This is a genomic window from Cytobacillus depressus, from assembly GCF_008923245.1.
Taxonomy (GTDB): domain Bacteria; phylum Bacillota; class Bacilli; order Bacillales; family Cytobacillaceae; genus Cytobacillus; species Cytobacillus depressus.
The window spans coordinates 430416-456986 of record NZ_WBOS01000001.1 but is presented as its reverse complement, the minus strand read 5'-3'; the positions used below and the strand labels follow the sequence as shown (position 1 = coordinate 456986).

34 protein-coding genes are annotated in these 26571 nt (G+C 39.2%); 25 read left to right on the top strand and 9 right to left on the bottom strand.

The features are described from left to right. The first annotated feature begins 220 nt into the window (after positions 1-220). From ttdA to F7731_RS02235, 3 genes are read left to right on the top strand one after another with little or no spacing between them, the layout of a single operon-like run. A complete protein-coding gene (gene ttdA / locus F7731_RS02245; RefSeq protein ID WP_246197115.1) occupies positions 221-1132 on the top strand; it encodes a L(+)-tartrate dehydratase subunit alpha in 912 nt (303 codons plus the stop codon). Continuing rightward, positions 1129-1740 carry a L(+)-tartrate dehydratase subunit beta gene (ttdB, locus tag F7731_RS02240; RefSeq protein ID WP_151533145.1) on the top strand — a complete coding sequence of 204 codons (612 nt, stop codon included), beginning with the start codon at positions 1129-1131 and terminating at the stop codon, positions 1738-1740. The genes ttdA and ttdB overlap by 4 nt, the downstream gene beginning before the upstream one ends. Before the next feature lie 20 nt (positions 1741-1760). Continuing rightward, complete coding sequence (locus tag F7731_RS02235) at positions 1761-2558, top strand: fumarylacetoacetate hydrolase family protein (protein ID WP_151533144.1); 798 nt, start codon at positions 1761-1763, stop codon at positions 2556-2558. Positions 2559-2658: 100 nt separating this feature from the next. Here the strand turns inward: F7731_RS02235 and F7731_RS02230 are convergent, their stop codons facing one another. The 4 genes from F7731_RS02230 to F7731_RS02220 form a co-directional block, all read right to left on the bottom strand. Beyond that, entirely contained in the window at positions 2659-3432 is a 774-nt protein-coding gene (locus tag F7731_RS02230) for a GntR family transcriptional regulator (protein WP_151533143.1), read from the bottom strand. Positions 3433-3589: 157 nt separating this feature from the next. Then, positions 3590-4522, bottom strand: coding sequence for an alpha/beta hydrolase (locus F7731_RS02225; protein WP_151533706.1), 933 nt, complete (start codon positions 4520-4522; stop codon positions 3590-3592). A gap of 307 nt (positions 4523-4829) precedes the next feature. Then, the gene (locus F7731_RS27040) at positions 4830-4961 is read right to left on the bottom strand and encodes a hypothetical protein (RefSeq protein ID WP_281352193.1); all 132 of its coding nucleotides are present in this window, start codon (positions 4959-4961) and stop codon (positions 4830-4832) included. 223 nt (positions 4962-5184) lie between these two features. Further along, the gene (locus F7731_RS02220; RefSeq protein WP_151533142.1) at positions 5185-6087 is read right to left on the bottom strand and encodes a hydroxymethylglutaryl-CoA lyase; all 903 of its coding nucleotides are present in this window, start codon (positions 6085-6087) and stop codon (positions 5185-5187) included. A gap of 199 nt (positions 6088-6286) precedes the next feature. Here F7731_RS02220 and F7731_RS02215 point away from each other — a divergent pair, with 199 nt between their 5' ends. From F7731_RS02215 to F7731_RS02195, 5 genes are all read left to right on the top strand, one after another. Then, entirely contained in the window at positions 6287-7474 is a 1188-nt protein-coding gene (locus F7731_RS02215; RefSeq protein ID WP_151533141.1) for an acetyl-CoA C-acetyltransferase, read from the top strand. Between the two features lie 53 nt (positions 7475-7527). Further along, positions 7528-8217 carry a CoA transferase subunit A gene (locus F7731_RS02210; RefSeq protein WP_151533140.1) on the top strand — a complete coding sequence of 230 codons (690 nt, stop codon included), beginning with the start codon at positions 7528-7530 and terminating at the stop codon, positions 8215-8217. 22 nt (positions 8218-8239) lie between these two features. After that, positions 8240-8908: a CoA transferase subunit B gene (locus tag F7731_RS02205; RefSeq protein ID WP_151533139.1), complete on the top strand. Its 669-nt coding sequence runs from the start codon at positions 8240-8242 to the stop codon at positions 8906-8908. A 62-nt stretch (positions 8909-8970) separates the two neighbouring features. After that, positions 8971-9342, top strand: coding sequence for a VOC family protein (locus F7731_RS02200; protein ID WP_151533138.1), 372 nt, complete (start codon positions 8971-8973; stop codon positions 9340-9342). A gap of 58 nt (positions 9343-9400) precedes the next feature. Next, entirely contained in the window at positions 9401-9646 is a 246-nt protein-coding gene (locus F7731_RS02195; RefSeq protein ID WP_151533137.1) for a YqkE family protein, read from the top strand. Positions 9647-9727: 81 nt separating this feature from the next. On the opposite strand, the gene F7731_RS02190 is transcribed toward F7731_RS02195, so the two are convergent. Both F7731_RS02190 and mciZ read right to left on the bottom strand, forming a co-directional pair. After that, on the bottom strand, positions 9728-10639 hold the full coding sequence (locus F7731_RS02190; RefSeq protein ID WP_151533136.1) for an aldo/keto reductase: 912 nt from the start codon (positions 10637-10639) through the stop codon (positions 9728-9730). Between the two features lie 211 nt (positions 10640-10850). Next, the gene (gene mciZ, locus F7731_RS02185; RefSeq protein WP_151533135.1) at positions 10851-10985 is read right to left on the bottom strand and encodes a Z-ring formation inhibitor MciZ; all 135 of its coding nucleotides are present in this window, start codon (positions 10983-10985) and stop codon (positions 10851-10853) included. 76 nt (positions 10986-11061) lie between these two features. Between mciZ and F7731_RS02180 the strand changes: the two genes are divergently transcribed. Both F7731_RS02180 and F7731_RS02175 read left to right on the top strand, forming a co-directional pair. Next, positions 11062-11613, top strand: a complete 552-nt coding sequence (locus F7731_RS02180) for an NUDIX hydrolase (RefSeq protein WP_151533134.1) — start codon at positions 11062-11064, stop codon at positions 11611-11613. After that, on the top strand, positions 11614-12777 hold the full coding sequence (locus F7731_RS02175) for an endonuclease Q family protein (RefSeq protein WP_151533133.1): 1164 nt from the start codon (positions 11614-11616) through the stop codon (positions 12775-12777). It begins immediately after the preceding gene. 59 nt (positions 12778-12836) lie between these two features. Here F7731_RS02175 and F7731_RS02170 read toward each other — a convergent pair whose 3' ends face one another. The 3 genes from F7731_RS02170 to F7731_RS02165 form a co-directional block, all read right to left on the bottom strand. Continuing rightward, the gene (locus F7731_RS02170) at positions 12837-13676 is read right to left on the bottom strand and encodes an IS3 family transposase (RefSeq protein WP_425481979.1); all 840 of its coding nucleotides are present in this window, start codon (positions 13674-13676) and stop codon (positions 12837-12839) included. Positions 13677-13684: 8 nt separating this feature from the next. Beyond that, on the bottom strand, positions 13685-14026 hold the full coding sequence (locus F7731_RS27230; protein WP_425481972.1) for a helix-turn-helix domain-containing protein: 342 nt from the start codon (positions 14024-14026) through the stop codon (positions 13685-13687). Between the two features lie 137 nt (positions 14027-14163). After that, positions 14164-14727, bottom strand: a complete 564-nt coding sequence (locus F7731_RS02165; RefSeq protein WP_151533131.1) for a GNAT family N-acetyltransferase — start codon at positions 14725-14727, stop codon at positions 14164-14166. A 250-nt stretch (positions 14728-14977) separates the two neighbouring features. Between F7731_RS02165 and spoIIM the strand changes: the two genes are divergently transcribed. From spoIIM to spoVAEA, 15 genes are all read left to right on the top strand, one after another. Further along, positions 14978-15619 carry a stage II sporulation protein M gene (spoIIM, locus tag F7731_RS02160; RefSeq protein ID WP_151533130.1) on the top strand — a complete coding sequence of 214 codons (642 nt, stop codon included), beginning with the start codon at positions 14978-14980 and terminating at the stop codon, positions 15617-15619. Between the two features lie 125 nt (positions 15620-15744). Continuing rightward, positions 15745-16212 (top strand): ferric iron uptake transcriptional regulator, encoded by a 468-nt coding sequence (gene fur / locus F7731_RS02155; protein WP_151533129.1) that lies wholly within the window; start codon positions 15745-15747, stop codon positions 16210-16212. 138 nt (positions 16213-16350) lie between these two features. Next, a complete protein-coding gene (locus F7731_RS26310) occupies positions 16351-16506 on the top strand; it encodes a hypothetical protein (RefSeq protein WP_170289624.1) in 156 nt (51 codons plus the stop codon). A gap of 160 nt (positions 16507-16666) precedes the next feature. Further along, positions 16667-16897, top strand: coding sequence for a YqzK family protein (locus F7731_RS02150; RefSeq protein ID WP_151533128.1), 231 nt, complete (start codon positions 16667-16669; stop codon positions 16895-16897). 9 nt (positions 16898-16906) lie between these two features. Then, positions 16907-17800, top strand: coding sequence for a site-specific tyrosine recombinase XerD (gene xerD, locus F7731_RS02145; protein WP_151533127.1), 894 nt, complete (start codon positions 16907-16909; stop codon positions 17798-17800). A gap of 225 nt (positions 17801-18025) precedes the next feature. Further along, positions 18026-19210: a phosphopentomutase gene (gene deoB, locus F7731_RS02140; RefSeq protein WP_151533126.1), complete on the top strand. Its 1185-nt coding sequence runs from the start codon at positions 18026-18028 to the stop codon at positions 19208-19210. 15 nt (positions 19211-19225) lie between these two features. Beyond that, on the top strand, positions 19226-20065 hold the full coding sequence (locus tag F7731_RS02135; RefSeq protein ID WP_151533125.1) for a purine-nucleoside phosphorylase: 840 nt from the start codon (positions 19226-19228) through the stop codon (positions 20063-20065). A 40-nt stretch (positions 20066-20105) separates the two neighbouring features. Beyond that, entirely contained in the window at positions 20106-21410 is a 1305-nt protein-coding gene (locus tag F7731_RS02130; RefSeq protein ID WP_151533124.1) for a pyrimidine-nucleoside phosphorylase, read from the top strand. Between the two features lie 538 nt (positions 21411-21948). Continuing rightward, the gene (locus tag F7731_RS02125) at positions 21949-23115 is read left to right on the top strand and encodes a D-alanyl-D-alanine carboxypeptidase family protein (RefSeq protein ID WP_212031137.1); all 1167 of its coding nucleotides are present in this window, start codon (positions 21949-21951) and stop codon (positions 23113-23115) included. Between the two features lie 129 nt (positions 23116-23244). Beyond that, a complete protein-coding gene (spoIIAA, locus tag F7731_RS02120) occupies positions 23245-23595 on the top strand; it encodes an anti-sigma F factor antagonist (RefSeq protein WP_151533122.1) in 351 nt (116 codons plus the stop codon). Position 23596: 1 nt separating this feature from the next. After that, the gene (gene spoIIAB, locus F7731_RS02115) at positions 23597-24037 is read left to right on the top strand and encodes an anti-sigma F factor (RefSeq protein WP_151533121.1); all 441 of its coding nucleotides are present in this window, start codon (positions 23597-23599) and stop codon (positions 24035-24037) included. An 11-nt stretch (positions 24038-24048) separates the two neighbouring features. Continuing rightward, positions 24049-24807, top strand: a complete 759-nt coding sequence (gene sigF, locus F7731_RS02110; RefSeq protein ID WP_151533120.1) for an RNA polymerase sporulation sigma factor SigF — start codon at positions 24049-24051, stop codon at positions 24805-24807. A 112-nt stretch (positions 24808-24919) separates the two neighbouring features. After that, entirely contained in the window at positions 24920-25540 is a 621-nt protein-coding gene (locus tag F7731_RS02105) for a stage V sporulation protein AA (protein ID WP_151533119.1), read from the top strand. Then, positions 25527-25952, top strand: coding sequence for a stage V sporulation protein AB (locus F7731_RS02100; protein ID WP_151533118.1), 426 nt, complete (start codon positions 25527-25529; stop codon positions 25950-25952). The genes F7731_RS02105 and F7731_RS02100 overlap by 14 nt, the downstream gene beginning before the upstream one ends. A 31-nt stretch (positions 25953-25983) precedes the next feature. Next, entirely contained in the window at positions 25984-26568 is a 585-nt protein-coding gene (spoVAEA, locus tag F7731_RS02095) for a stage V sporulation protein SpoVABEA (RefSeq protein WP_151533117.1), read from the top strand. Positions 26569-26571: the final 3 nt, after the last annotated feature.

The following is a 26571-nucleotide window of genomic DNA, read 5'->3' as shown; positions in this document are numbered from 1 at the left end:
AATATAGTTTTTAGAATATTTAGCCACATTATTGTTACAGAAATTTAAAAATATAAATATTTATATATTAATAAAGGTATAACGATAATTTTAGTCTGTGCTTACACATGTTCGGAATCCTATTTTTAATAAAATAAATAAAGGCATTGACCTTAATGTATACATTGTTCAATAATTAGCTTATAAGTAATTAAAATTAAAGATACAAAGGAGAGTTATTATGAGTGTTGTTATGGATAAGACACAGCAAAAAGAAAAGATGACTGATCTGATGTCAAAGTTTATATCTCTTGTTAGCTACAAACTTCCTGATGATGTGGAAAATAAACTGAAGGAACTAAGTGAAGAGGAAAATAATCCACTTGCAAAAATTATCTACAAAACTATGTTTGATAACCAGAAGCTAGCTTATGAGTTAAAGAGGCCTTCATGTCAGGATACAGGGGTTCTTCAGTTTTTTGTAAAGTGTGGCCAGAACTTTCCGTTGATTGGACAGTTGGATAGTATTCTAAGGGATAGTGTGTATAAGTCGACTAAAGAAACTCCGTTACGACACAATTCTGTAGAAACATTTGATGAATACAATACAGGGAAGAATATCGGGGATGGCTCACCAAGTATCTTTTGGGAGATTGAAGAGGATAGTGACAAAGTGGAAATTTATACGTATATGGCAGGAGGAGGTTGTACCCTTCCTGGAGTGGCGACAGTATTAATGCCGGGCGAAGGTTATGAAGGGGTGGTAAAGTTTGTGCTGGATCGGATGACTAGTTATGGAGTTAACGCTTGTCCTCCTCTCCTCGTAGGTGTGGGTGTCGGTACTTCCGTTGAAACAGCAGCTATGAATTCTAAAAAAGCACTTATGAGACCTGTTGGAAGTCGGAATGAAAATGAAAATGCAGCTAAGATGGAAAAGCTTCTTGAAGATGGAATTAACGCAATTGGTTTAGGGCCTCAGGGACTTAAGGGATCTAAATCTGTTATGGGTGTAAACGTTGTGAACACGGCAAGACATCCTTCTACGATTGGAGTGGCTGTTAATACAGGATGTTGGTCCCATAGAAGAGGAAAGATTACTTTCGACAGTCATTTGAACTATGAAATTAGTACTCATGAGGGGGTAACGCTATGAGTAAGAAAGTATTAACAACACCTATAAAGGATGATGATCTTAAGGACATAAAAATTGGCGACATTATTTACTTAACAGGTACACTGGTTACTTGCAGGGATGTTGCGCACAGAAGACTTATTGAAGAAAAAATTCCTTTACCTGTTGATCTGAAAGGGAAAGCCATTTTCCACGCTGGTCCCATTGTTAGAGATTTGGGAAATGAAGAGTACGAGATCGTTTCTATTGGTCCTACAACGAGTATGAGAATGGAAAAGTTCGAAAAGGAATTTATCGAAGAAACGGGTGTTAAACTCATTGTTGGAAAAGGTGGAATGGGTAAGAATACGGAAGAAGGATGTAAGACTCATAAAGCGCTACATCTTGTCTTTCCAGCCGGAAATGCTGTTTATGCGGCAACAAAGGTTGAGCGTATCAGAGAAGTACACTGGAAAGACCTAGGAATGCCTGAGTCTCTTTGGGTATGTGAAGTGAATGAATTCGGTCCACTTATTGTTTCCATTGATGCAGAAGGAAATAACATCTATGAAGAAAATAAGGTGGAGTTCAATAAAAAGAAGGAAGAACAATATGAGTTAATTAGTCAGCAAGTAAGATTCATCAAGTAAGTTATGGAGTCGGTGTGATCATGCAAATACTACAAAAAACACAAACGATCGTTCGCTATCAGCAACATAACGGAAAAGTATTTTTTGGAATGGTTGAAGATGATGAAATTTTACAATTGTCAAGTGATTTTACTGAAATTGTAAACGATGAACTGAAATTTAATGGATCGAGAGTTAAATATTGTGATGTGAAGATTTTGGAGCCAGTAGTACCTTCAAAAATCGTTAATTTTGGCTGGACATATGCTGAACACGCAAAAGAGACTGGGGGGAAGGCCAATCTAAAAGAGCCGTTCTTATTTTTAAAACCGACATCTTCCGTGATTCCGGATGAGGGGGAAATCATTCTTCCGTCAAGTGATTTAACCAAGCAGGTGGAAATGGAAGGGGAAGTGGCACTTGTTATTGGGAAACGCGGCAAAAATATAAAAGAAGAAGAGGCATTGGAGTATGTTTTTGGTTGTACGATATTTAATGATGTAACGGCAAGGGATCTTACAAAAACGGATCCCCAGTTTACACGCGGCAAAGGTTTTGATACTTTTGCTCCTTTGGGCCCCTGTATTGTGAAAGGGATAGATCCAACCAATTTACAAATAGTTACAACATTAAACGGCAAAGTCGTACAAGAGGGTAATACGAATCAAATGTCATTTTCTATTCCTTTCCTAATCAGTTGGATTTCACAGGTTATGACATTGGAACCAGGTGATATTTTGGCTACTGGCTCACCTTCTGGAAGTTGTCCAATGAAGTCGGGAGATATTGTCGTTGTTGAAGTAGAGCAGATTGGTAAGCTTCGAAACTATGTAAAATAGAACGAACAAAAATGGCTGTAGGTGATTTCAGTGAAATCTCTCTACAGCCATTTCTTTTCTATAATGATAGATTGTCACATCACTAAAAATTCTTCTTACATTAACGTTCCTCTTCTAGTAATGGAGGCATTGATCGGAGGGCCTCTAGAATTTCATTACGAGCTCTATAGCGATGAGATTGCAACATTGTTCGTACTGCTTCAGGCTCACCCGCCCGCATCACTGCTAAAATGGCCTTATGTTCAAGTACTGAATGTGTTGGCTTAGGTCGAAGCCCAATTGTGTACAAGCGAGCACGGTATAGTTGGTCAGACTGACTGTCCACAATCCCTCTAAGGCGTGGGTTCTGGGCCAAGTCGACAATGTAATGATGAAATTGATCATCAAGGTCTGTCCATAAAAGTAGATCATTTAGTTCTAGTGCCTTTTCCTGCTCTTCAATCAGACGCTCAAGATGGTTTAACTGTTCGTGAGCAGCACGACCGGTAGCGAACCTGCCTGCAATCCCATCCAGCGCTTCCACCACTTCATAAATTTGTTGAAGTTCATCTGCTTCAATGGGTGCAACAATAAAACCGCGACGTGGAATAAGCCGAACCCATCCTTCCATTTCCAAACGGACAAGGGATTCACGTACAGGCGTCCTGCTCATGCCGAGGATTTCTGCCATCTCCCTCTCTAGCACAGTTTGCCCAGGCGGTAATTGAAGATGGCGAATTGCATGTCTAACAGCTAAATAAGCACGTTGTGGCAATCGTGACTCTCCATTTTTATCCAAACTAGATAAAAATGAGCGAACGGCTAGAGTAAGGTCAGACTGATTTAGCCTTTTAAAATTAGAATCAGGTAATTGAGGTGTTTTTTGATTATTCATTTCATGATCACTCATCCCGACAAGTCTTAAATTTAATGTATGATAAAACGATATAATGTTGAATAGTTATAACAAAAAGTTATATTATGACTCTATCAGTAAATCATAACAGAAAATCAATCACTTCCTCAATCGATAAAACAGATAACCTGTTGTTTCACAGTCCCCTTTTTTCCCCAATAAAATCATAAACATTTTCATTTAGAAACTCATCAATCGCTTTTTCATAGTTTTCGCGATTTTCGTTTAATGATTGGGCGTGAGCGCCTATTGGAGCGATATAAAGCATTTTAGGGCCTTTTTTCCTCTTATACAGATTTTCAGACATGGAAGGCAAAATATAATCATCTTTTTCGCTATGAATAAATAAAACCGGTTTTTGAATATTTTCGATAACAGAGATAGGAGAAACTTGTTTTATGGAGTATTTCTGCCGCAATCGGAGAAATAAATCGGCAATCGGCAAAATAAATGCAGCGGGCAATTTCAGATCAGATTTTAACCGATAAGTCAGCAACTCTTTAAAATCGGAAAATGGACAGTCAGCAATATAAAAGTCGGCTCCATCTTCTAAGCTGCCCGCGTATAATAGCATCGTTGCCGCACCCATTGATTCCCCGTGAATCCCGAGTAAAATATTAGCACCTTTTTCTTTTTTCAGCCAATCGACAATTGTTTTTAAATCGAATTTTTCATAATGGCCGAAGCTGGTCGTTTCTCCTCCAGAATCACCATGCCGGCGATGATCATAAATGACGGTATTGAACCCGCGCTCTAAAAAAAGATTCATATACTTGATGGAGTTCGTCTTATTTTCAGTAACCCCGTGGGCAATAATGACGTAGCGATTTTTTGGAAAGGGCTCAGCAAGGATGGCTTTCAGATCATAGCCGAAAGGAGAAGGAATAAGCACCTCGGTCTTTGGTAAGCTTTCATATTCGAGCGGATTAAGGCGTCCAGCCTCTTTTTCGCGATTTAAGATAAATTGAGCTTCTTTTTTCTTCATATACATAAGGCGATTCGTTAAAAAAAATCCGATGGATGAAATAAAGAGAATAAAAGATATTATGTAACGTGTAAAACGAAGCAGTTTTTTCAATCTCATCCCTCCAAACACCCTTTTTCTTTATTTTACCAGTTTAAAGCGCGTTTAAACATAGTCCACAGCCAAAAACCGTTCAAGGAGCGGTTTATCGCAGATTAACGGGCGGTAAGACTCCCACCTCAAAACTTTAGATAAATCGAAGAAGTTTCGGTGGGAGACCAACTGCCTGTAAAGGCCCGACGACGGACATGTTGTCCTAGTCAGGTGAAAGCCACAGGACAAGGAATACTACGGCAGCGATACATCGCACGACCAAAAGCAGGGCTTTTGGGAGGACGTAGCATTTTGAACTTTATTGTTTAGAGTTTTGCCGTTTTGTTGGATGGATGGCTTTTTCTAATTCTTCTGCGGCAATCGTTGGGTTCACCGTTTCGCTATTGGGTTTTCCTTTTTGGCTGAAGCCTTTCTCACGCTTTTGGTTCATTATAAAAATTCCCCCTTCTTCATACTTCATCTAATAGTGGTTGTTCAAAAAGTCCGGGAAAAAGAGCTGTCGAATTTCGGCGTCAGCTTGCTTCTCCGCTCCTCACGTATTTAAAAACATACGTTCCGGTGCTCGAAGGCTTCGATTCCTTGAACTTCTCGGCTCTTTTTGTCCTCCTTTTTGAACACATACTAATAAGATGGATTAAGAAGGGCAAGATTATTCATTGATGGGCATGACGCAAGTAATAAGTGCTTTCAATCGGCCGGGATAAATGGGGCTCAACAATCTTGATCGCCTCGAGTAATTTTTCTAAATCAATATTTGTTTCGATCCCCATCCGCTGAAGCATATAGACAACATCCTCTGTTGCGGCGTTTCCGGCCGCTCCCGGAGCAAATGGACAGCCGCCTAATCCGCCAGCTGACGTATCGAAGCGATCAATACCGGCTTGTAAAGCAGCAAAAATATTGGTAAGGGCGAGTTTTCTTGTATCATGAAAATGGGCCGTCAGTAAAACATCGGGAAATTCTTTTTTCAAGCTGCTAAATAAAGCATAAGATTCATGCGGTGCCGCCATCCCAATTGTATCGGCAACACTTAACTCATCGACTCCTGTCTCTACAAACTGCCGGCATAAATTCAATGTATCCTCTTGCTTGATTTTACCTTCATAAGGACAGTAAAAGGCGGTAGAAATACAGGCACGGACAAAAAATTCTTTTTCTTTTAATTCCTTAATAATCGGAGCGAGCTCGTCCAAGCTTTCTTGTGTTGTTTTATTAATATTTTTTTGATTAAAAGTGTTACTGACCCCAACAAAAACAGCAACAGCCTTCACATTTGTTGTGTAAACTCTATCAATCCCTTTCCGATTAGGGGCTAGCACAATATTCCGTCCGCGATTATCTAGACTGCTTGCGGCAATTTCGGCCGCATCCCTCATTTGCGGAACCCATTTCGGCGAGACAAAGGATGTAAGCTCCATTTCAGTAATACCAGCATTTTTTAAACCTTTAATAAAATCTTTTTTTAAATCTGTTGGCACAAATGCTTTTTCATTTTGCAGTCCATCTCGTGGACCTACCTCAATGATCGTTACTTTTTCAGGCATTTGAAGCGTCATGTTTCCCTCTCCCATCACATAAAATTTCAGTAAGTAGCCGCTTTCATTTTAATTGAATTCTATTATGTTTATTTTCTCTTAATTTTAGTGTGATGGCATTTCTAAATGCAAGAATTATATAAATTTTGACGAAATAAAAGGGATTTTGCGTGATGTAGCGAAGTTAATTATTGAGATGGACGAGAAAGGGTTGAGTAGGATGTCAAAAACAGAAGTAGTAATTGTCAGCGCAGTCCGTACAGCAATTGGCAATTTTAATGGTAGCTTAAAGGATGTATCGGCTCCTGAACTAGGGGCAGTTGCTATTAAAGGCGCACTTGAAAAAGCAGGATTAAAGCCTGAACAGATTGATGAAGTAATTCTTGGCAATGTTTTGCAGGCAGGGCTAGGCCAAAACCCGGCAAGACAAGCTGCCCTTAAAGCAGGCCTTCCTGAAAGCGTTTCCGCAATGACGATCAATAAAGTGTGCGGCTCCGGATTAAAAGCTGTTCATCTAGCAACTCAGGCAATTTTGGCTGGCGATGCTGAAATTGTAGTTGCAGGCGGCATAGAGAACATGAGCCAGGCACCTTACATATTAAAAAATGCACGAAATGGTTTCAAAATGGGACATCAGCAGCTGTTGGATACGATGATTTCTGATGGGCTAATGTGTGCTTTTAATGATTATCATATGGGCATTACAGCTGAAAACCTTTGCGACAAATATGGGCTATGCAGAGAGGAGCAGGACGAGTTTGCGGCTGCAAGCCAATTGAAAGCGGCAAAGGCCATTGAAGAAGGCAAATTTAAAGATGAAATCGTTCCTGTTGAAATCCCGCAAAGAAAGGGCGATCCAATCGTTTTTGATACGGACGAATATCCGAAAAAAGGAACCACGGCTGAAAAATTGGCTGCGTTAAGACCAGCATTTAAAAAAGATGGCAGTGTCACAGCCGGAAATGCTTCTGGCATTAATGACGGAGCCGCGGTTCTTATTGTCATGAGCAGAGAGAAGGCTGATGAGCTTGGTATCCAGCCATTAGTAACGATAAAAGGAAACGCAAGTAGCGGAGTAGACCCTAGCATTATGGGGATTGGGCCTGTAACAGCTGTCAAAAAAGCACTTGAAAAGGCATCTGTCTCCATGGAGGAATTAGAGCTAATTGAAGCAAATGAGGCATTTGCAGCGCAATCACTCGCTGTCGATCGAGAGCTTCAATTCAATAAAGACATTTTGAATGTCAATGGGGGAGCAATCGCATTAGGGCATCCAATTGGGGCAAGCGGTGCGAGAATCCTCGTTACACTTATTCACGAAATGAAAAAGCGTCAAGCGAAAAAGGGGCTCGCTACCTTATGCATCGGCGGAGGCCAAGGTGTGGCAACTGTTGTTGAGCTCGTGTAAAACACATTAAATGAGGAAATAAATAACGTTCTCGAATGAGGGGAGAGAATGAGATGAAAAAGATTTGTTCGTCTTTTAATGAGGCAGTAAAGGATATTCATGATGGTGCAGTTTTAATGGTTGGGGGCTTCGGGCTTTGCGGAATCCCAGAAAATTTGATTCTAGCATTAGTTGAAAAGGACGTTAAAGATTTAACGGTTATTTCGAATAACTGTGGGGTAGATGATTGGGGTCTAGGGCTGCTTTTACAAAATAAACAGATTAAGAAAATGGTCGGCTCTTATGTCGGTGAAAATAAAGAGTTTGAGAGACAAGTTTTATCCGGGGAAATTGAAGTGGAACTGTTGCCGCAAGGAACACTAGCCGAAAAAATTCGTGCGGGCGGTGCCGGAATTCCAGCCTTTTACACTCCTGCTGGGGTAGGTACGCCAATCGCCGAAGGAAAAGAAACAAAGATTTTTAATGGCAAAGAATACTTGCTTGAAGAAGCACTAGCCGCTGACTTTAGCTTAGTAAGGGCTTGGAAGGCTGATAAAATGGGAAATCTTATTTATCATAAAACAGCCAGAAACTTTAATCCAATGATAGCAGCCGCTGGAAAAGTAACAATTGCGGAAGTGGAAAATCTTTATGAAATTGGTGAGCTCGACTCGAACTACATTCATACACCAAGCATTTATGTGCAAACATTAATTGAAGGAAAGCAGGAAAAACGCATCGAAAGGCTGACGGTAGCGAAATAACTGTTAGGAAGGAGAAAACGCTATGAGCAATGATAAAGCATTAGTTCGTGAAAAAATTGCGAGACGAGCTGAAAAGGAAATTGAAAATGGCTTTTATGTCAATCTTGGGATTGGGATGCCGACCCTTGTTGCCAACTATATTTCAGATGACAAGCAAGTTGTGCTGCAATCTGAGAATGGCTTGCTTGGCATAGGACCTTATCCTTCTCAAGAGGCAGTGGACCCTGATTTAATCAACGCCGGGAAAGAAACGGTTACAGCTATTCCTGGTTCAGCATATTTTGACAGTGCCGAATCCTTCGCGATGATCCGTGGCGGACATGTGAATATTGCTATTTTAGGAGGAATGGAAGTCTCTGAAAATGGTGATCTCGCAAACTGGATGATCCCGGGCAAGATGATCAAAGGAATGGGCGGAGCGATGGATCTCGTTCACGGTGCTGGAAAAATTATCGTCATCATGGATCATACGAATAAAAACGGTGAATCGAAAATCTTGAAAAAATGTACACTTCCATTAACGGGTAAAGCAGTTGTAAACCGGATCATTACAGAACGGGCGGTCATTGATGTGACCGATTCTGGTCTTAAGCTGATTGAAGTCGCTAAAGGCTATACGATTGAAGAAGTTGTTCAGTCTACAGAAGCTTTATTACAAGTAGATGAAAACGTCGTAACAGACGCATATTAATATTTTCGAAGAGCACAGTTATAATGGCTGTGCTTTTCTTAATAAAAGGAGAGAATAGCAGAATGGCCTTCAGATTTAAAGGAATCGATCATATCCAATTGGCAGCTCCAAAAGGCTGCGAAGAACAGGCAAGATTATTTTTCGGAGACATTCTCGGTTTAGAAGAAATACCAAAACCGGAAAATCTTCAGAAACGGGGCGGCTGCTGGTTTTTATGCGGAAATCAGGAAATCCATATTGGGGTGCAAGAGGAATTAGTTCCCGCAAAAAAAGCCCATCCAGGCTTAGTCGTAGAAAATTTAGCGGGCTTGCGTGAGAATTTAGAGAAGAGGGGTATCAAAATAAAAGAAGAACCGCCAATTGAAGGGAGAAATCGCCTTTTTGTCGATGATCCATTTGGCAATCGAATCGAGTTTCTAGAGTTTCTTAAGTGAAAAAAGGGACAATTATGATATAATAGTTGCCAAAAATGATGTAATGAGGGGAATTTTGATGAAAAAGAAAAAACAGCCTTCCCAACCGAAAAAGGATGACAAACCAATTACGCTTGGGGATATGCTAAACAAAGAATTAATGACTAAATTAAAAAATACAAAGCAAGAATTAAAAGCGGCGGAAGATAAACAAAAAGAAGAGGAAGAAGCAAGAAAAAGAGAAGAAAGACGACTGCGCGAAAAGAACAAAAGCTTCGAAGAATTGTTCGGTGAAAGCAATCTTAATTGGAAGGATTATAAGTAAAATGTAAAAAAATCGCTTGAAAGGTTCAAGCGATTTTTTTAGGGACAAGGGGACAGGTTCTATATCCCGGTTTACACAATTTTATCTGTGTTGGTCATATAAGTTCATTTTTGTAATGGATCTAATAATGGCTATTTCTTCCTCCAATAGTGGCGCCACTGAAATGGCTTTTGCGTTTTCTTTCACTTGTTGGACACTGCTTGCACCCGCAATGACCGAAGAGACAGCTGGATCAGCTAAATTATATTGAAGTGCTATTTCAGTCATCGAACGAGAATCAGAAAGTCTGTCACGCAGCAGTGGAATCACTTCCTGTAAGTCTTCTAAATGATAGTCTAGGTATCCTTTTTCCGTTGCTTTTTCTAGCATCTTTTCACTTAATAGCCCTTTCGCAAGCGGTCCCCGAGTAACAGCTCCAATACCATTTTTCTTCAGAAGTGGAAGTACTTCCTCTTCAGGGCGGCGATCTAGAATACTGTATTGAATCATGACAGAAACAATATTGGATTTTTTAATGTATTCACGAATAACATTTGGCCGAATGGAAGAGATGCCGTAATAGCGAATGAGTCCTTCTTTTTTTAATTCCTCAAATGCTTCAATCGTTTCCTCAATAGGATCTTCGATGGTTCCGCCATGAAGTTGAAATAAATCAATATAATCCGTACCAAGCCTGGTTAAGCTTGCTTTGACTGCTTCTTTAATATACTTTTTGGAAGGATCCCAGCTCCAGCTATCTTTGTTTTCATTCCAGTGGTTCCCCGCCTTCGTTGCAATAATGACTTGATCTCTCACACTTTTAAGCACTTGGCCGATAATCTTCTCGTTTTCACCAAAATCATATAAATCAGCTGTATCAAAATAATTAATGCCTTCATCTAATGCGGTTTCAATGATTTCCTGTGCTTTATTTGCATCTGTACCAAGGGACATGCACCCAAGTCCAAGCTCACTTACATACAAATCAGTTTGGCCTAACTGTCTTTTTTTCATAAAAATTACCTCAATTTCATCTTTTCATTTTATTTTAACGAATGAAATGAGTAGATCACAAATAAAAAGGCCTTTTTCAAACTGTTCATGGTCAATGAACCTTGAATATCATGTACCATTCTATATATCAGTAACTTTTCGGATATATCGGCGACATTCCGGATATATCGGCGACTTCCACAATATCTCAGAACTTTCCAATATCCCCCATTCAAGATCGGGTCTTCTTAAACTCCACCCAATCCTTAACCAATCGGAAATCCTTGTCATATTCCTTTAGTTTTTCTCTAATCTCCCATGCCTTGCCGACTAGGACGACGCCCTTCTCGTGAACATATATTTTCATTTCATATTCCCCCAATTAAAGTATGATAATATGTATGAGTAAACTTATTCGGAATAGAACAGGAGTGACTGAAATTATGAGTCGCCTAGAAGAAAAGACGGTCAAGATAGAAAAACTTTTCACTGGGAAAGTAATTAGTCTGCAAGTGGAGGATGTTGAGCTTCCGAACGGTAACATGTCTAAGCGTGAAATTATCAAACATCCCGGTGCAGTTGCAGTCATTGCGTTAACAGATGATCAAAAGATTATTATGGTCGAGCAATATCGAAAAGCATTGGAAAAAGCAATTGTGGAAATTCCCGCAGGTAAGCTTGAGGTAGGAGAAGACCCGGAAGTTTGTGCAAAACGGGAGCTTGAAGAAGAGACTGGCTATGAATGCAAAGAAATGGAGTGGCTAATTTCCTTCTACACATCCCCTGGATTTGCAGATGAAATTATTCATTTATACATCGCAAAGGGCTTAGTGAAAAAGGAAAATCCTGCACCACCAGATGAGGATGAATTCGTAAACTTGCTTGAGCTGACGCTAGAAGAAGCAGAGCAGCTCATAGTAGAAAAGAAAATTTACGATGCAAAAACTGCGTATGCTGTTCAATATTTGCAACTTCAAAAGGCTTTGAAAAAATAAATGAACAATTATTATTCAGATTTACATATTCATATTGGCCGAACGATCACTGGCAAACCGGTTAAAATCACGGGGGCAAAATCACTTACGTTTACGAATATTATTGAGCACGCAAGAAATGAAAAAGGGTTAAATATGATTGGGATTATTGATTGTCATTCACCAGAAGTAATTATGGAAATTGCTCAGCTCATGGAAACTGGGGATGTGACAGAGCATCCAGAAGGCGGTTTACAATATGGAGATTTAACAATCATCCCAGGGTCTGAGTTGGAAATTTACGATGAGCATTGTCAAGGGCCGATTCATGTGCTTTGTTACTTTCCCAACTTAGCGATTATGGAAGAGTTTTCGATTTGGCTTTCACAGCATCTCAAAAATATAACCCTAAGCTCACAAAGAATTTACGTCTCGGGCCGTAACCTCCAATCAAAAGTGAAGGAGCTAGGCGGATTATTCATTCCTGCCCATGTATTTACTCCTTTTAAAAGCTTATATGGAAAAGGTGTTCATCGGTCTTTAGAAGAAGTGTTTAACAAAGACCAGATTGATGCGATTGAGCTTGGGTTAAGTGCAGATACAGCAATGGCAGATCAAATTAAAGAGCTGCATCAGTATTCGTTCTTAACCAATTCGGATGCACATTCTTTAAAGAAAATTGCTAGGGAATATCATGTTCTTCATATAAAGGGGCCATCATTTCTTGAATTGAGTTTGGCGCTAAAAGGGGAAGATGGACGTAGAATTGAAGCCAATTACGGTCTCGACCCGCTTCTCGGAAAATATCATCAAACGGTATGCTCCCAATGCTTCGTCCCGTTTGATCCCGAACAAAATGAATGTGCACATTGCGGCAGTACTAAATATATTAAAGGGGTCGCTGACCGAATTGCAGAATTAAAAACAGCCGATGCATCACCAGCAAATCGCCCGCCTTATGTGCACCAAGTTCCGTTAGAATTTATTCCAGGACTTGGTCCAAAAATGCTCGGAAAACTACTCGATCACTTCGGAACAGAAATGGCGATCTTACACGAGGTTTCATTTGAAAACCTAAGTGAAATTATCCCAGTTAAAACAGCTGAACTTATAATGAAAGCAAGAGAAGGAAAACTGAATCTTTCTGCAGGCGGCGGTGGGAAATACGGGAAGATATCGCATTAAAAGGAGAAAAAGACTGTCTATTTGAACTTACCCCTGTCAAGTAGACAGCTCAAAAAAGACTACGCAGCCATCGTGATACGGTATTCTACCGGAGCACGGTGGTTTAGTCGTTTTTGGAATCTCTTATAATTGTAATGATACATATATGTTTCTATAGCTTGAATCAACTCTTCTTCTGTTCTAAAATCATATTGATACAACATTTCTGTTTTGAAATGGGAAAAGAACGATTCAATACAGGCATTATCTAGGCAGTTTCCTTTGCGAGAGTGGCTGCCTCTTATGCCGTATTTGTTTAATCGTTTGTTGTATTTCTTAGACGTGTATTGGAATCCTTGATCTGAATGGAGGATGGTTCCATACACGTTTCTTTTTTTATTGAGGTCCTCTATGGTATCTAAAACCAATTTTAAATTATTTCTGTCTGAAACCTTCCAAGAAACAATTTCATTATTATAAAGGTCCTGAACTACAGATAGATAGTAAAATTTATTTTGGAAGGGAATATATGTTATATCACTTACTAGTACTTCATTTTTCTTTCTATTTTTGAATTCACGATTAACCAAGTTCGGGTATACCTTAGAACCTTTCTTACCAAAATATCTCCATTTCTTTCTGATTACTGATTGAATGCCCATTAACTTCATTAATCGATAAACCTTTTTATGGTTTACTATGAACCCTTTTTCTCTGAGTGCGATTACCATCCTAGGATATCCAAACTCTTTATGCTGGTTGTGGACAGAAAGCATTTTCTCCATTAAATCTTGATCCTGCTTCATTCTCTTCTCACGTAATGCTATTGTCTTTACCCATTTATAATAACTTGAACGTTTGACCTCTGCTATTTCAGTAAGCCATGTAATAGGGTACGTTTGCTTCATTTCAATAATAATCTCGAACCTTACTGATTTCTTGATTTCACCACCCCGTGTAGATTTGGATAGCGCTTTTTTAAATATTCAACTTGTGCCTTGTAGTAATCTCGTTCTTCCCCTACACTTTGAAATTTTGTTTTAGGTCTCCCCATAAGTGGATTATCTATAGATGACATTTTCCCTCTTTTATCAACTAGACTACCGCCTTCTTCATATTTCTTTACCCAACTCTTTAACTGAGTAGAATTTTTTAACCCTAGTTGTTTAGACAAGGATTTGTAGCTACCATCACCATTCAAATACATCTCGACTGCTTTCAACTTAAAATCTTCTGTATAGTGTTTAAAGGTTTGTCCTTTTTTTGCCATAGAAAAATCCCCTCCAAGTAGTAGTGTAGCATCCATGATTAAATCATGGGCTTTTAACACTGTCTACTTAAAGGGGATAATACCAATTTGGCAGTCTTTTCTTATGACTTCAACAAGAATAACAACTATTTTTCTGTCTATTTCTTTACTTTAGCAAACACACAAGTATCCCGAAGCTCTTTCCCATCTGCACTTAAACCTGCATTCTCCAAAATACCTTCTAGTTTAAAACCTAATTTTTCCGGTATTTTTCTGCTGTTAAGATTGTTAGGATCACAGCGAATCTCAATCCGGTTTGCTTCAAAATGATTAAATGTAAAATCGATTAAAGCGCTTACTGCTTCTGTCATATAACCGTTTCTTTGATGGAGGGAGTCGCACCAATAGCCAATTTCAAACTTTCGTATATCCCAATCAATCCGGTGCAATCCGGTTGAGCCAATGAACACATCATCTTCTTTGCGAAAAATATGAATCCAAAAATCCTCTCGCAACAAAAATTGTGAATATGATTTTCGGATATTCACTTCAACATCTTCGGCTGATTGCTCTTTGTTAGCAAAAGGAAGCCATACTTTCAAATCTTCGATAGAGGCTTGAATCGATTCATGAACTATTTGGCCGTCCCCGGGCATGCAAATCCGTAAATATAGTCTCTCTGTTTCAATTCTGTCCGGAAAATCAATTAGTACTGGATTCATTTTTTCATCTCCCTTAAAAAACTGAAGTTAATTGGACAGGTTCTTGGAAAAACACCTAATGTTGTCCAGTAAATCAAGTTAATTGGACAGGAAATTACCCAACCACCGAAACCTGTCTGAATATTATAATGCAAAATTAGAAATATTCAACTATAATTTTCCAACCTGCAATTTTCGCTCGAAAAATCTGTCATACCCCAGCCAGACAAGCATACAATTTAATATCAGAATTGTAACAGGAGGAAGGGCAATGAGAAAAAATATGTACCAGAACGTCGTCGCAACCCATTTTCGCGAGCATTCCTCAATATATTTGTTTGTGGTTGTTTTATTTTTAATGGGCGTCATCTTCGGCGCTGTAGTAGTTAACAGCTTGAGTTTTACACAGAAGGAAGATTTATTTTATTACCTTTCACAATTTTTCAGCCAAGTATCTAGTGAGGATGTAGCAAGTAAAAATGATCTTTTTAAACAAAGTTTTTTTCATAACATGAAATTTATTGGATTAATGTGTATTCTAGGCATTTCCATTATTGGTCTCCCGATCATTCTCATTTTGTTATTTATGAAAGGCATGGTTGTCGGTTTTACGGTTGGATTTTTAGTAAACCAAATGGGATGGGATGGATTTTTATTATCGTTCGTATCTGTTCTGCCGCAAAATCTCATCATCATTCCGATCTTTATCATTTCCGCTGCTATTGCAGTTTCCTTTTCATTAAAAATGATTAGTCGACAGTTTATGAAAAAAATCGGTCCGCCGGTCATGCCATTATTCGGAAAGTATATGATGACCTTTGCTGGAGTCCTTTTATTTTTATGTGCTGCGGCGGGGATTGAAGCTTTTATTTCCCCCCATTTAATGAAAACGGTTATTCATTCACTTAAATAATATTAAAATGATAATAATGATTAAATTATAATGACTATAAATGCTTATTTGTAATAATTTTATTTTGAATATCCTCCAGTTTCTGCTATAATGAGAATGTGTAAGTGGGCGAGGAGGACTTCAGAATGGAAAGCAGAATCGATAGAATAAAGAAGCAGTTGCATTCGTCTAGCTATAAATTGACACCTCAGCGTGAAGCAACCGTTCGCGTTTTATTAGAACATGAAGAGGATCATTTAAGTGCGGAAGATGTCTACCTCCTAGTTAAAGAAAAGTCGCCTGAGATAGGCCTAGCAACTGTTTATCGAACACTTGAATTGCTAACAGAACTTAAAATTGTCGATAAAATCAATTTTGGTGATGGAGTATCTCGCTATGATCTTCGTCAAGAAGGCGCAGCGCATTTCCATCATCATTTAGTTTGTATTGAATGTGGGGCAGTGGATGAAATTCAGGAAGATTTATTAGAGGATGTAGAAGAAGTGGTCGAGAGAAGATGGAATTTTAAAATTAAAGATCACCGCCTAACATTCCACGGAATTTGCCACCGATGCCACGATAAAAACGATGATAACAATGAACAAAGTGAATAACAAATAGATGCAGACCTTTTCTTATTCAGAGAGAAGGTCTTTTCTATAGGAAAAATAGATGGATATTACTTTTTGGCAGCAATACACCGTTATTGAATAAATATAGGAAAGACAAATTCAGAAAAAGAGGTGTATTCAATGGGAAATGAGTATTTTGTAGGCTGGGGCACACTCGCTTTGATTAACGCAGGCTTGGCACAAGGAAAGAATAGGTCAGGTTTAAATTGGTTTTTCTTATCTTTATTATTAGGCCCGCTGGCAACATTGAGTTTAGTCATTGCTGAGAAAAGATGATTAAATAGCTTCGTTAATCAATATTTTTAAAGGCTGTGTTAGTAAAGAATAAAAACAACAATATGCCAAATAGAGCCTATTAAAAAAGCTTTCAAACAGGTATATTTCTTGTCCAAGATGGCATACCTTTTACTATCAAAGGTTTCTGGAGGATAGGAAAATGATCTCTTGGCTAAAAGTCGTTGTTCAGACCGTTAAAGTGTTCGTGCTTTTTACCGGATGCACAATCCTTTTTTATTATGGTATTATGTGGTTAAATGAAGAATATAAGGATTATCATAAATATGATGAACCGAAAGGCGCAGCAGTAAAAGTTTCCGCAAGTGCGAACAGCAGTGAACCTTCAAGCTGGCTGGACCGGTTAATTCTTTTTTATTTAAATGGGGAGTAGAGTTTATCGATGGAGGACGAGCTTAAAGATTTCATACATTATTTAATCGTCGAAAAAGGCCTGGCAAAAAATACAATCGTTTCTTATGAAAGAGATTTAAAGAGCTACACAAAATACCTGCTAAAAATCGAAAAGATTTCAAGTTTAAATAATGTTCAGCGCACACAAATCATTCATTTTTTAGCGCATTTAAAAGATCAAGGAAAATCTTCGAAAACATTGGCAAGACATGTAGCCTCGGTTAGAGCATTTCATCAATTTCTTCTTCGAGAGAAAGCAACAGATCAAGATCCATCCGTTCATATTGAATCGCCACAGCTGGAACGGACACTTCCGAAAGTATTAAACATGAAAGAGGTAGAAACTTTACTAGATTCTCCTAACATAAGCAACCACTTTGGAATTCGTGACAAAGCGATGCTTGAACTTCTTTATGCAACCGGTATTCGCGTAAGTGAATTAATTGGCTTAAATATGGGCGATATCCATGTAGAGATGGGTTTTATTAGATGTATCGGGAAAGGAAATAAAGAGCGGATTATTCCAATTGGACAAACAGCTGACAAGGCCTTAACACTGTATATGAAAGAGGGAAGAAAGCAATTTATCGGAAAGAGCTATCATGATGAAGCTTTTTTTCTCAATCATCACGGAAAAAGATTAACGAGGCAAGGTTTCTGGAAAATTCTTAAGCGGCTTGCAGCAGAAGCAGGAATTGATAAGGAATTAACTCCACACACACTGAGGCATTCTTTTGCCACCCATCTTCTCGAAAATGGCGCCGATTTGCGTGCTGTACAGGAAATGCTTGGTCATGCGGATATTTCGACTACACAAATCTACACACATGTGACAAAAACTAGATTAAAAGATGTATATAGTAAGTTTCATCCAAGAGCTTAAATTTTTTTCATAGCTGTCAATTTATACTGGCAGCTTTTTCTTTTCTTTTTTCTTCACCTTCTGTAAAATATAGATGTCAGACTTCTGACATATAGAAAGAAAGATTGTGTTAATCACAAAAAGATAAGGGCAACCTTTAAATAGATAAAAGCTGAATCAATTTACTCTTTGTCTGCGAATACAAGGCAATGATTTTGAAACCGCTTTAAACTAGGAGGACTTAATTTGACATCTTATGCGTATAAAAGAATTTTCGTCATCGTCATGGATTCGGTAGGAATTGGCGAAGCACCTGATGCTGCAAAGTTTAATGACAAGGGGGCAGATACATTCGGTCATATTGCTGAGAAAATGAATGGTTTAAACATGCCCAATATGGCTAAGCTCGGTCTAAGCAATATTCGCGAAATTAAAGGCATTGAAAAAGCTGAAAAGCCACTTGCTTTCTTTACAAAAATGCAGGAAGCATCCAATGGAAAAGATACAATGACTGGCCATTGGGAAATCATGGGGCTAAATATTCAAAAACCATTTCAAGTGTTTCCAGAAGGATTCCCACCTGAGCTTATTTCTGAATTAGAATCACGCACGGGTAGAAAAGTGATCGGCAATAAACCTGCAAGCGGCACGGAAATTCTTGTTGAGCTCGGTGAAGAACATATGAAGACAGGGGATCTCATCGTCTACACTTCAGCTGATTCTGTTCTGCAAATTGCGGCTCATGAAGAGATTATTCCGATTGAGGAGCAATATCGCATTTGTGAAATTGCCCGTGAATTGACATTGGATGAGAAATATATGGTAGGTAGAGTCATTGCTAGACCGTTTGTTGGTGAGCCTGGAAACTTTACAAGAACATCTAACCGTCATGACTATGCGTTAAAGCCATTTGATCGTACTGTGATGTCTGAACTAAAGGATTCTGGATTTGACGTCATCGCTATTGGGAAAATCTCAGACATTTTTGACGGAGAAGGTGTGACAAAATCATTGCGCACTGTTTCTAATATGGACGGAATGGATAAGTTACTGCAATCCTTTGATATGGAATTTACAGGGCTTAGCTTTTTAAATCTAGTCGATTTTGATGCGCTTTATGGACACCGCCGTGACCCAGAAGGCTATGGAAAAGCGCTTGAAGAATTTGATGCGCGGCTTCCTGAGGTTTTTGCGAAAATGAAGGATGATGATTTAATAATCATTACGGCAGACCATGGTAATGATCCAGTTCATCATGGCACAGACCATACGAGGGAATATGTTCCGCTGCTAATATATGCAACTAATATGAATGAAGGTAAAGAGCTGTCAATTCGCGAGACTTTTGCTGATGTTGGGGCAACGGTTGCAGAGAATTTCCATGTGAAAATGCCTGCATACGGCAAAAGCTTTTTAAACGAATTGAAATAGGAGGAAAATAAAGCAATGGACTATCAAAAAATTCAACAGGCTGCTCAATTTCTTCAAGGAAAATATGAGCGGCAGCCATTAATCGGCCTTATTCTTGGGTCAGGGTTAGGAGTATTAGGAGATGAAGTGGAGGAAGCGGTAAAAATTCCTTACAATGAAATCCCTAATTTCCCTGTTTCAACCGTTGAAGGGCATGCGGGAAACCTTGTATTTGGCTTGCTAAATGATGTTCCCGTTGCTGTGATGCAAGGACGATTTCATTATTATGAAGGATACAGCTTTGATAAAGTGACGTTTCCTATTCGCGTCATGAAAGAATTGGGCATTCATACATTGGTTGTGACAAATGCTGCTGGAGGGGTTAATGAAAGCTACTCACCAGGTGATTTAATGCTGATTTCCGATCATATTAATAATATGGGAAGCAATCCATTAATCGGACCAAATGATTCACGCATGGGAGTGCGCTTTCCTGATATGTCAAAGGCCTACTCTGCTGAACTGCGAAAGCTTGCTAAAGAAATCGCGGGAAAAATCAATCTTCCGATTCAAGAAGGAGTATATGTTGGGAATACGGGTCCAACGTATGAAACACCAGCAGAGATTCGCATGCTGCGTACATTAGGAGGAGACGCTGTCGGTATGTCAACCGTTCCAGAGGTGATTGTTGCGAGACACGCGAATATGAGTGTCCTTGGAATTTCATGTATCTCCAATATGGCAGCTGGGATTCTCGACCAGCCTCTTAATCATGAGGAAGTAATTGAAACGACTGAAAAGGTGAAAGCTCATTTTCTGCAATATGTAAAAGCAATCGTCGCTGAGCTAGGGAAAAAGGAAAACAAGCAAGCATAATTTTTGCTCTTGATAATACGAAAACGGATCGGTGATAACAATGAGAATGATAGATATTATTGAAAAAAAGCGAGATGGAGAAGAGCTTTCCACTGCAGAAATTCAATTTTTTATTGACGGGTATACTGAAGGGACGATCCCTGACTATCAGGCTAGTGCACTTATGATGGCTATATATTTTCAAGGAATGACCGAGCAAGAAAGAGCCGATTTAACGATGGCCATGGTTCAATCAGGTGACCAAATTGATTTATCAAAAATAAACGGAATTAAGGTAGATAAACATTCAACTGGAGGCGTAGGCGATACGACAACTCTCGTACTAGGTCCATTAGTTGCAGCCCTAGGTGTTCCAGTCGCAAAAATGTCGGGACGCGGGCTCGGTCATACGGGCGGGACCATTGATAAGCTTGAGGCTGTCTCCGGCTTCCACGTGGAAATAGAAAATGAAGAATTTATTGATTTAGTCAATAAAAATAAAATTGCCGTTATCGGTCAAAGTGGGAATCTTACTCCAGCTGATAAAAAGCTATATGCCCTCCGTGACGTAACAGCTACTGTTGACAGCATTCCGTTAATTGCCGGCTCAATTATGAGTAAAAAAATTGCTGCTGGTGCTGATGCCATTGTCCTTGATGTGAAAACAGGGGCAGGCGCTTTCATGAAAACACTTGATGACTCACGCGATTTAGCTAAAGCGATGGTTCAAATCGGCAACAATGTAGGCCGAAATACAATGGCTGTCATTTCTGATATGAGCCAGCCGCTCGGATTTGCAATTGGAAATGCCCTCGAAGTTAAGGAAGCGATTGATACGCTAAAAGGTGAAGGACCAGAGGATTTGACAGAGCTATGCATAACTTTAGGCAGCTATATGGTTTATTTAGCAAAAAAGGCCAGCACATTAAAGGAAGCGCGCGAAATGCTGGTTAAAGTAATGAAAGATGGGACAGCTCTAGAAGTGTTCAAAACCTTCTTAACTTCACAAGGCGGAGATGCATCTATTATTGATGATCCAAGCAAGCTTCCACAAGCGAAATACACTTTTGAACTGGAAGCAAAAGATGAAGGCTATGTGTCCGAAATAGTTGCTGATGAAATCGGAACTGCGGCAATGCTTCTCGGTGCAGGGAGAGCAACGAAAGAATCTGTTATTGATCTAGCTGTTGGCCTTGTTCTTCGCAAAAAGATTGGCGACCATGTGAAAAAAGGCGAGTCACTCGTGACCATTTACAGCAATTTCGAAAACATTGATGAAGTAAAAGCTAAATTATACGAAAATATAAGAATTTCCAGTGAAAAAGTAAACCCTCCAGTTTTAGTTTACGAGGAAATTACAAAGTAAATAGTTAAGAAAAGTGGAAACGGCTTGCTCAGCCCCGACAAGCATAAGACGCTTTATGAATGAAGGCGTACTTTGCCTTCATTTATAAAGTGGCTTATGACCTCGAGGGGCTAGCCGTTGGAGCTAAACAAAGAAAAGCGTCAGTGGATTAAATGTCCGCTGGCGTTTTTTTTAAAAGTGATATTTATTTAACTACTGAGTTGATTGGAGCGGAGGGCACTTGACTCCTCCAAAATGCATACGCATTTTGTTGTGCGGTGTCCATTCAGGGATGTTAATTCAATGTCCTGCGGGAAAAGCGAGTCAGGGGAGAGACCCCGCAGGAGCGTTAGTGACGAGGAGGCTCCCCGACCGCCCGCGGAAAGCAATTGCCCGCAGCGGAAATCAACGGGCAAACTTAAAACGAATAAATTAATGTTCTGCACAATTTTTTAAAATACCCATTCAAGAAGAAAATATCCATTTTAATCGAAAATGAATTGAATAATTTCCCTTCAAATGGAAAAGATGGAGGCTATAAAGAATGGAGGGTTATGTGATGAAACGAGTAGTGTCATTTATTATGATGTCATTTTTATTAGCCTCTACCTTTGCCCCATCTGCTTTGGCAAGGGAAAACGGAGCCGAATTAGCCGATAATGTAAAGTCTGCTATTTTAATTGAGCGGGATACAGGGACCGTTCTTTATGAAAAAAACAGTCATGATAAACTTCCGCCTGCGAGCATGACAAAGGTGATGACGATGCTTCTCATTATGGAAGCGATTGATGAAGGGAAGCTCTCAATGAAAGAAAAAATCCGCACAAGTGAGTATGCAGCCTCCATGGGTGGATCACAAATTTTCCTAGAACCAGGAGAAGAAATGACGACAGAGCAGATGCTCCAAGGAATTGCTATTGCTTCAGGTAATGATGCATCTGTGGCTATGGCGGAAAGGCTTGCAGGTTCGGAGGAAGAATTTGTTAAACGAATGAATAAAAAAGCACAAGAGCTCGGTTTAAAAAATACTGAATTTAAATCAGCAACCGGATTACCAGGTAAAGACGACTATAGTTCAGCACATGATATGGCCATTATGGCGAAGGAATTGCTGAAATATGAAGGAATAACGAAGTTTACAAGTATGTATGAATCTTATTTGCGTGAAGATACAGACAAGAAGTTTTGGCTTGTAAATACGAATCGCTTAGTTCGCTTCTATCCAGGTGTAGATGGTTTAAAAACTGGATTTACAAATGAGGCGAAATACTGTTTAACGGCTACGGCGCAAAAGAATGGCATGCGTGTTATAGCAGTTGTGTTTGGGGCTCCAACTTCTAAAGAGCGGAATGCCCAAGTAACAAAAATGCTCGACTATGCATTTAGCCAATATCAAACCCATCCGATGTTTAAAAGAAACGTTACTCTTGGTCATGTAGCCATTAGTAAAGGTGATAAGAAAAAAATCGAGGCACTTACAAGTGAATCGATCTCCCTTTTAACAAAGAAAGGGGATAGCATCGAAAACATTAAGCAAAAGGTTACTTTAAACAAAAATGTCAAAGCCCCAGTTAAAAAAGGAGACAAAGTTGGCACATTAAAGCTTATTCAAGATGGCAAAACATTAGTAGAAAGTCCGCTAGTCGCAAAAGAGGACAGCAAGGAAGCAAATTGGTGGACTCTGTATAAACGTTCAATGGGAATGTTTACAAGAGCGGGAAAATAGCCGGTTTGTCGAAATGAAAAATATGCTTTCTACTTTTAGCGAATTAACACTAGTTTTGTCTTAAGGAAGGAATTCCGGGTTAAAATATCGAATTGGACTCACTAGATGCTAGATAAGGAGGCTATGATAGTGAGTCTTTCGACTAATTTAGAAGTGAAAAAAGATGTTCTTTGTATTCGTCTTAGCGGTGAACTTGATCATCATTCAGCTGATGACCTTCGTGAAAAAGCGACGAAGGCAATTGAAGATTATGATATTCAGCATATTGTTTTAAATCTTGAGCAGCTTTCATTTATGGACAGCTCAGGGTTAGGAGTTATTCTTGGCAGATATAAACAAATCAAGCAGCATCACGGTGAGATGGTTGTCTGTGCGATTTCTCCAGCTGTACAAAGATTATTCGAAATGTCGGGATTATTTAAGATTATTCGCTTAGAGCCGACAGAAGAATATGCTTTGCAAAGACTGGGGGTTGCTTAATATGAAAAATGAAATGCATATTCAATTCAGTGCATTAAGCCAAAATGAATCTTTTGCCCGTGTAACGGTAGCGGCGTTTATTACGCAGCTAGATCCAACGATGAATGAGTTGACAGAAATAAAGACAGTTGTATCTGAAGCAGTAACAAATGCCATTATTCATGGCTATAACCAAGATCCAAATGGTGTAGTGTATATTTCCGTTAAAATGGAGGATGGCTTTGTTGATATGTCGATTAGGGATGAGGGAATAGGAATTTTGGATGTAGAAGAAGCCCGCCAGCCGCTGTTCACAACGAAGCCTGAGCTAGAAAGATCAGGAATGGGTTTTACAATTATGGAAAATTTCATGGATGAAATCGAAATTCAATCGCACCCGGGGAAAGGCACAGAGATCCGATTAAGAAAGCATTTATCAAAAAGTAAAATGCTGTGTAATTAAGGAGTCTTGCTATGGATGTGGAGGTAAAAGCAGAAAAAGGTCAAGCATTTTTGAAGGATTATGAAGTTAAGGATCTTATTAAAAAGAGCCAAGATGGCGATCAGAATGCCCGTGATACAATTGTCCAAAAAAACATGCGTCTTGTCTGGTCTGTCGTCCAGCGCTTTTTAAACAGGGGATATGAACCGGACGATCTTTTCCAAATCGGTTGTATTGGTTTGCTAAAATCTGTTGATAAATTTGATCTTAGCTATGATGTTAAGTTTTCAACTTATGCTGTCCCGATGATTATTGGTGAGATCCAGCGTTTTATTCGTGATGATGGAACAGTGAAAGTCAGCCGCTCGCTGAAGGAAATGGGGAATAAAATTCGCAAAGCCAAAGACGAATTGTCCAAAACGCTTGGCCGGATCCCAACTGTAAATGAAATTTCTGAGTTTCTTGATATTCCACCAGAGGACATTATTCTTGCCCAAGAAGCGGCGCGAACTCCTTCGTCCATACATGAAACCGTGTATGAAAACGATGGAGACCCGATTACATTGCTTGATCAAATTGACGATGGCAATGAAGGCAAATGGTTTGATAAAATCGCTTTAAAAGAAGCGATCAATGAACTAGATGATAGAGAGAGGTTAATTGTTTATTTACGATATTATAAAGATCAAACCCAATCTGAAGTTGCTGTAAGACTGGGGATATCACAAGTTCAAGTCTCCAGACTGGAAAAAAAGATTCTCCAGCAAATGAAGGGCCGTATGGATATTTAAATCCATACGGTTTTTTTACATTTCTCCCTTTCCAATTATTAGTAATCATGAAGTCAATATTTGTAACTCATACTACATATATAAGGAAATTAATGATCAGGAAGTGAGAAAAATGGAACAAACCGTTTACATCCGCTTACGACATCGTTTGCAAACTAGGCCAAATGCGACCATTTTTCTAAAGGACATTGCGCAATTAATTGCCGATGAAAATATGTATGAGCAACTCAAAGAACTCAAAATTTATGAGGTGAGTGAAAAGGACCGCAACATGATTGTCATTGATATTATGAGAGTTATCCGTTTAATGACTATGACAATTCCAAATACTGAAATACAAACGGTAGGGCCATCACAGATCATTGTTGAAGTAGTTGCAAAAAAAAGGAAGGTATCACTTCCATTGTTTATTTTAGTATGGCTCTTATTATTTTTTGGTGCAGCATTAACCATTATGAATTTCCATGAGGATGTAAGCATGAGAGCTGTTCAACAACGAATTTATACGATCATGACAGGGGAAATTGATGCAAACCCGTTAATTTTTCAAATTCCCTATTCATTCGGCTTAGGGTTAGGAATGATTCTTTTTTTTAACCATTTATTTAAGAAGCGTTTAAATGAAGAACCGAGTCCGCTAGAAGTTGAAATGTTCAATTATCAAATGGATTTGGACAATTATATTTCCATTCATGAAAACAAAGAAAGTATGAGACAAGTTGACGACCATTAATGTAGTAATTGTCATATTTATCGGTCTTGCTGGCGGACTGGCGGTCGGATCGGGATTTGTCGCTTTTTTAACGGTATTTGGCATCATTCCAAGGCTTACACAACTGACAAAAACAATGAAAATGGTCCGTTTTTATGAATGGTCTGTTGTTTTAGGGGCCGTGTTTGGCACAGTTGCGACATTATGGGATCCTGTATTACTCATTACCCCTTATTTATTATTCCCAATTGGTCTTGCTTCTGGAGTTTTTGTTGGGATGGTAGCTGCTGCTTTAACCGAGGTGTTAAATGTTCTGCCTATTCTTGCGAAAAGAATTGGTATAGACGGCCAAATCGCCATATTGCTAATGGCCATTGTTTTTGGAAAGATATTAGGCTCCTTGTTTCAATGGGTGTATTTTGTAAACAAATGAAATACGAAACTATAACGAAAGGATCATTTGTATGGATAATAGGAGAAGCGTAATTCTAGTAACTGACGGGGATGATTATGCAAGACGGTCAATCGAATATGTCGCAAAGGCTGTAGGTGGAAGGTGTATCTCCCATTCACACGGGAATCCTACGGTTTTGGACGGTCCCCAAATTGTAAAACTAATCAAAAAAGCTTCTCACGATCCAGTTTTTGTCATGTTTGATGATAGCGGCTTTGTTGGAGAGGGAGCAGGAGAAAAGGCTTTAAAATATGTAGCTTGCCATCAGGATATTCACGTTCTAGGAGTCATTGCGGTTGCTGCTAAAACAAGGCAATCAGAGTGGACAAAAGTAAATGTATGTATCGATCGCGAAGGTGAGCTGACGCCATTCGGTGTAGATAAATATGGCTTGCCAGAAATGGATGTTGGGCGGCTAAATGGCGACACTGTGTATTGTCTGGATGAATTGAATATTCCAATCATCGTAGGAATTGGTGATGTTGGAAAAATGGCAAAAATGGATGATCTTGAAAAGGGATCACCGATAACGATGAAAGCTGTAGAGCTCATTATGGAAAGGAGCGGTTACCGTGTCAAACGACAAGCAGAATAGTAA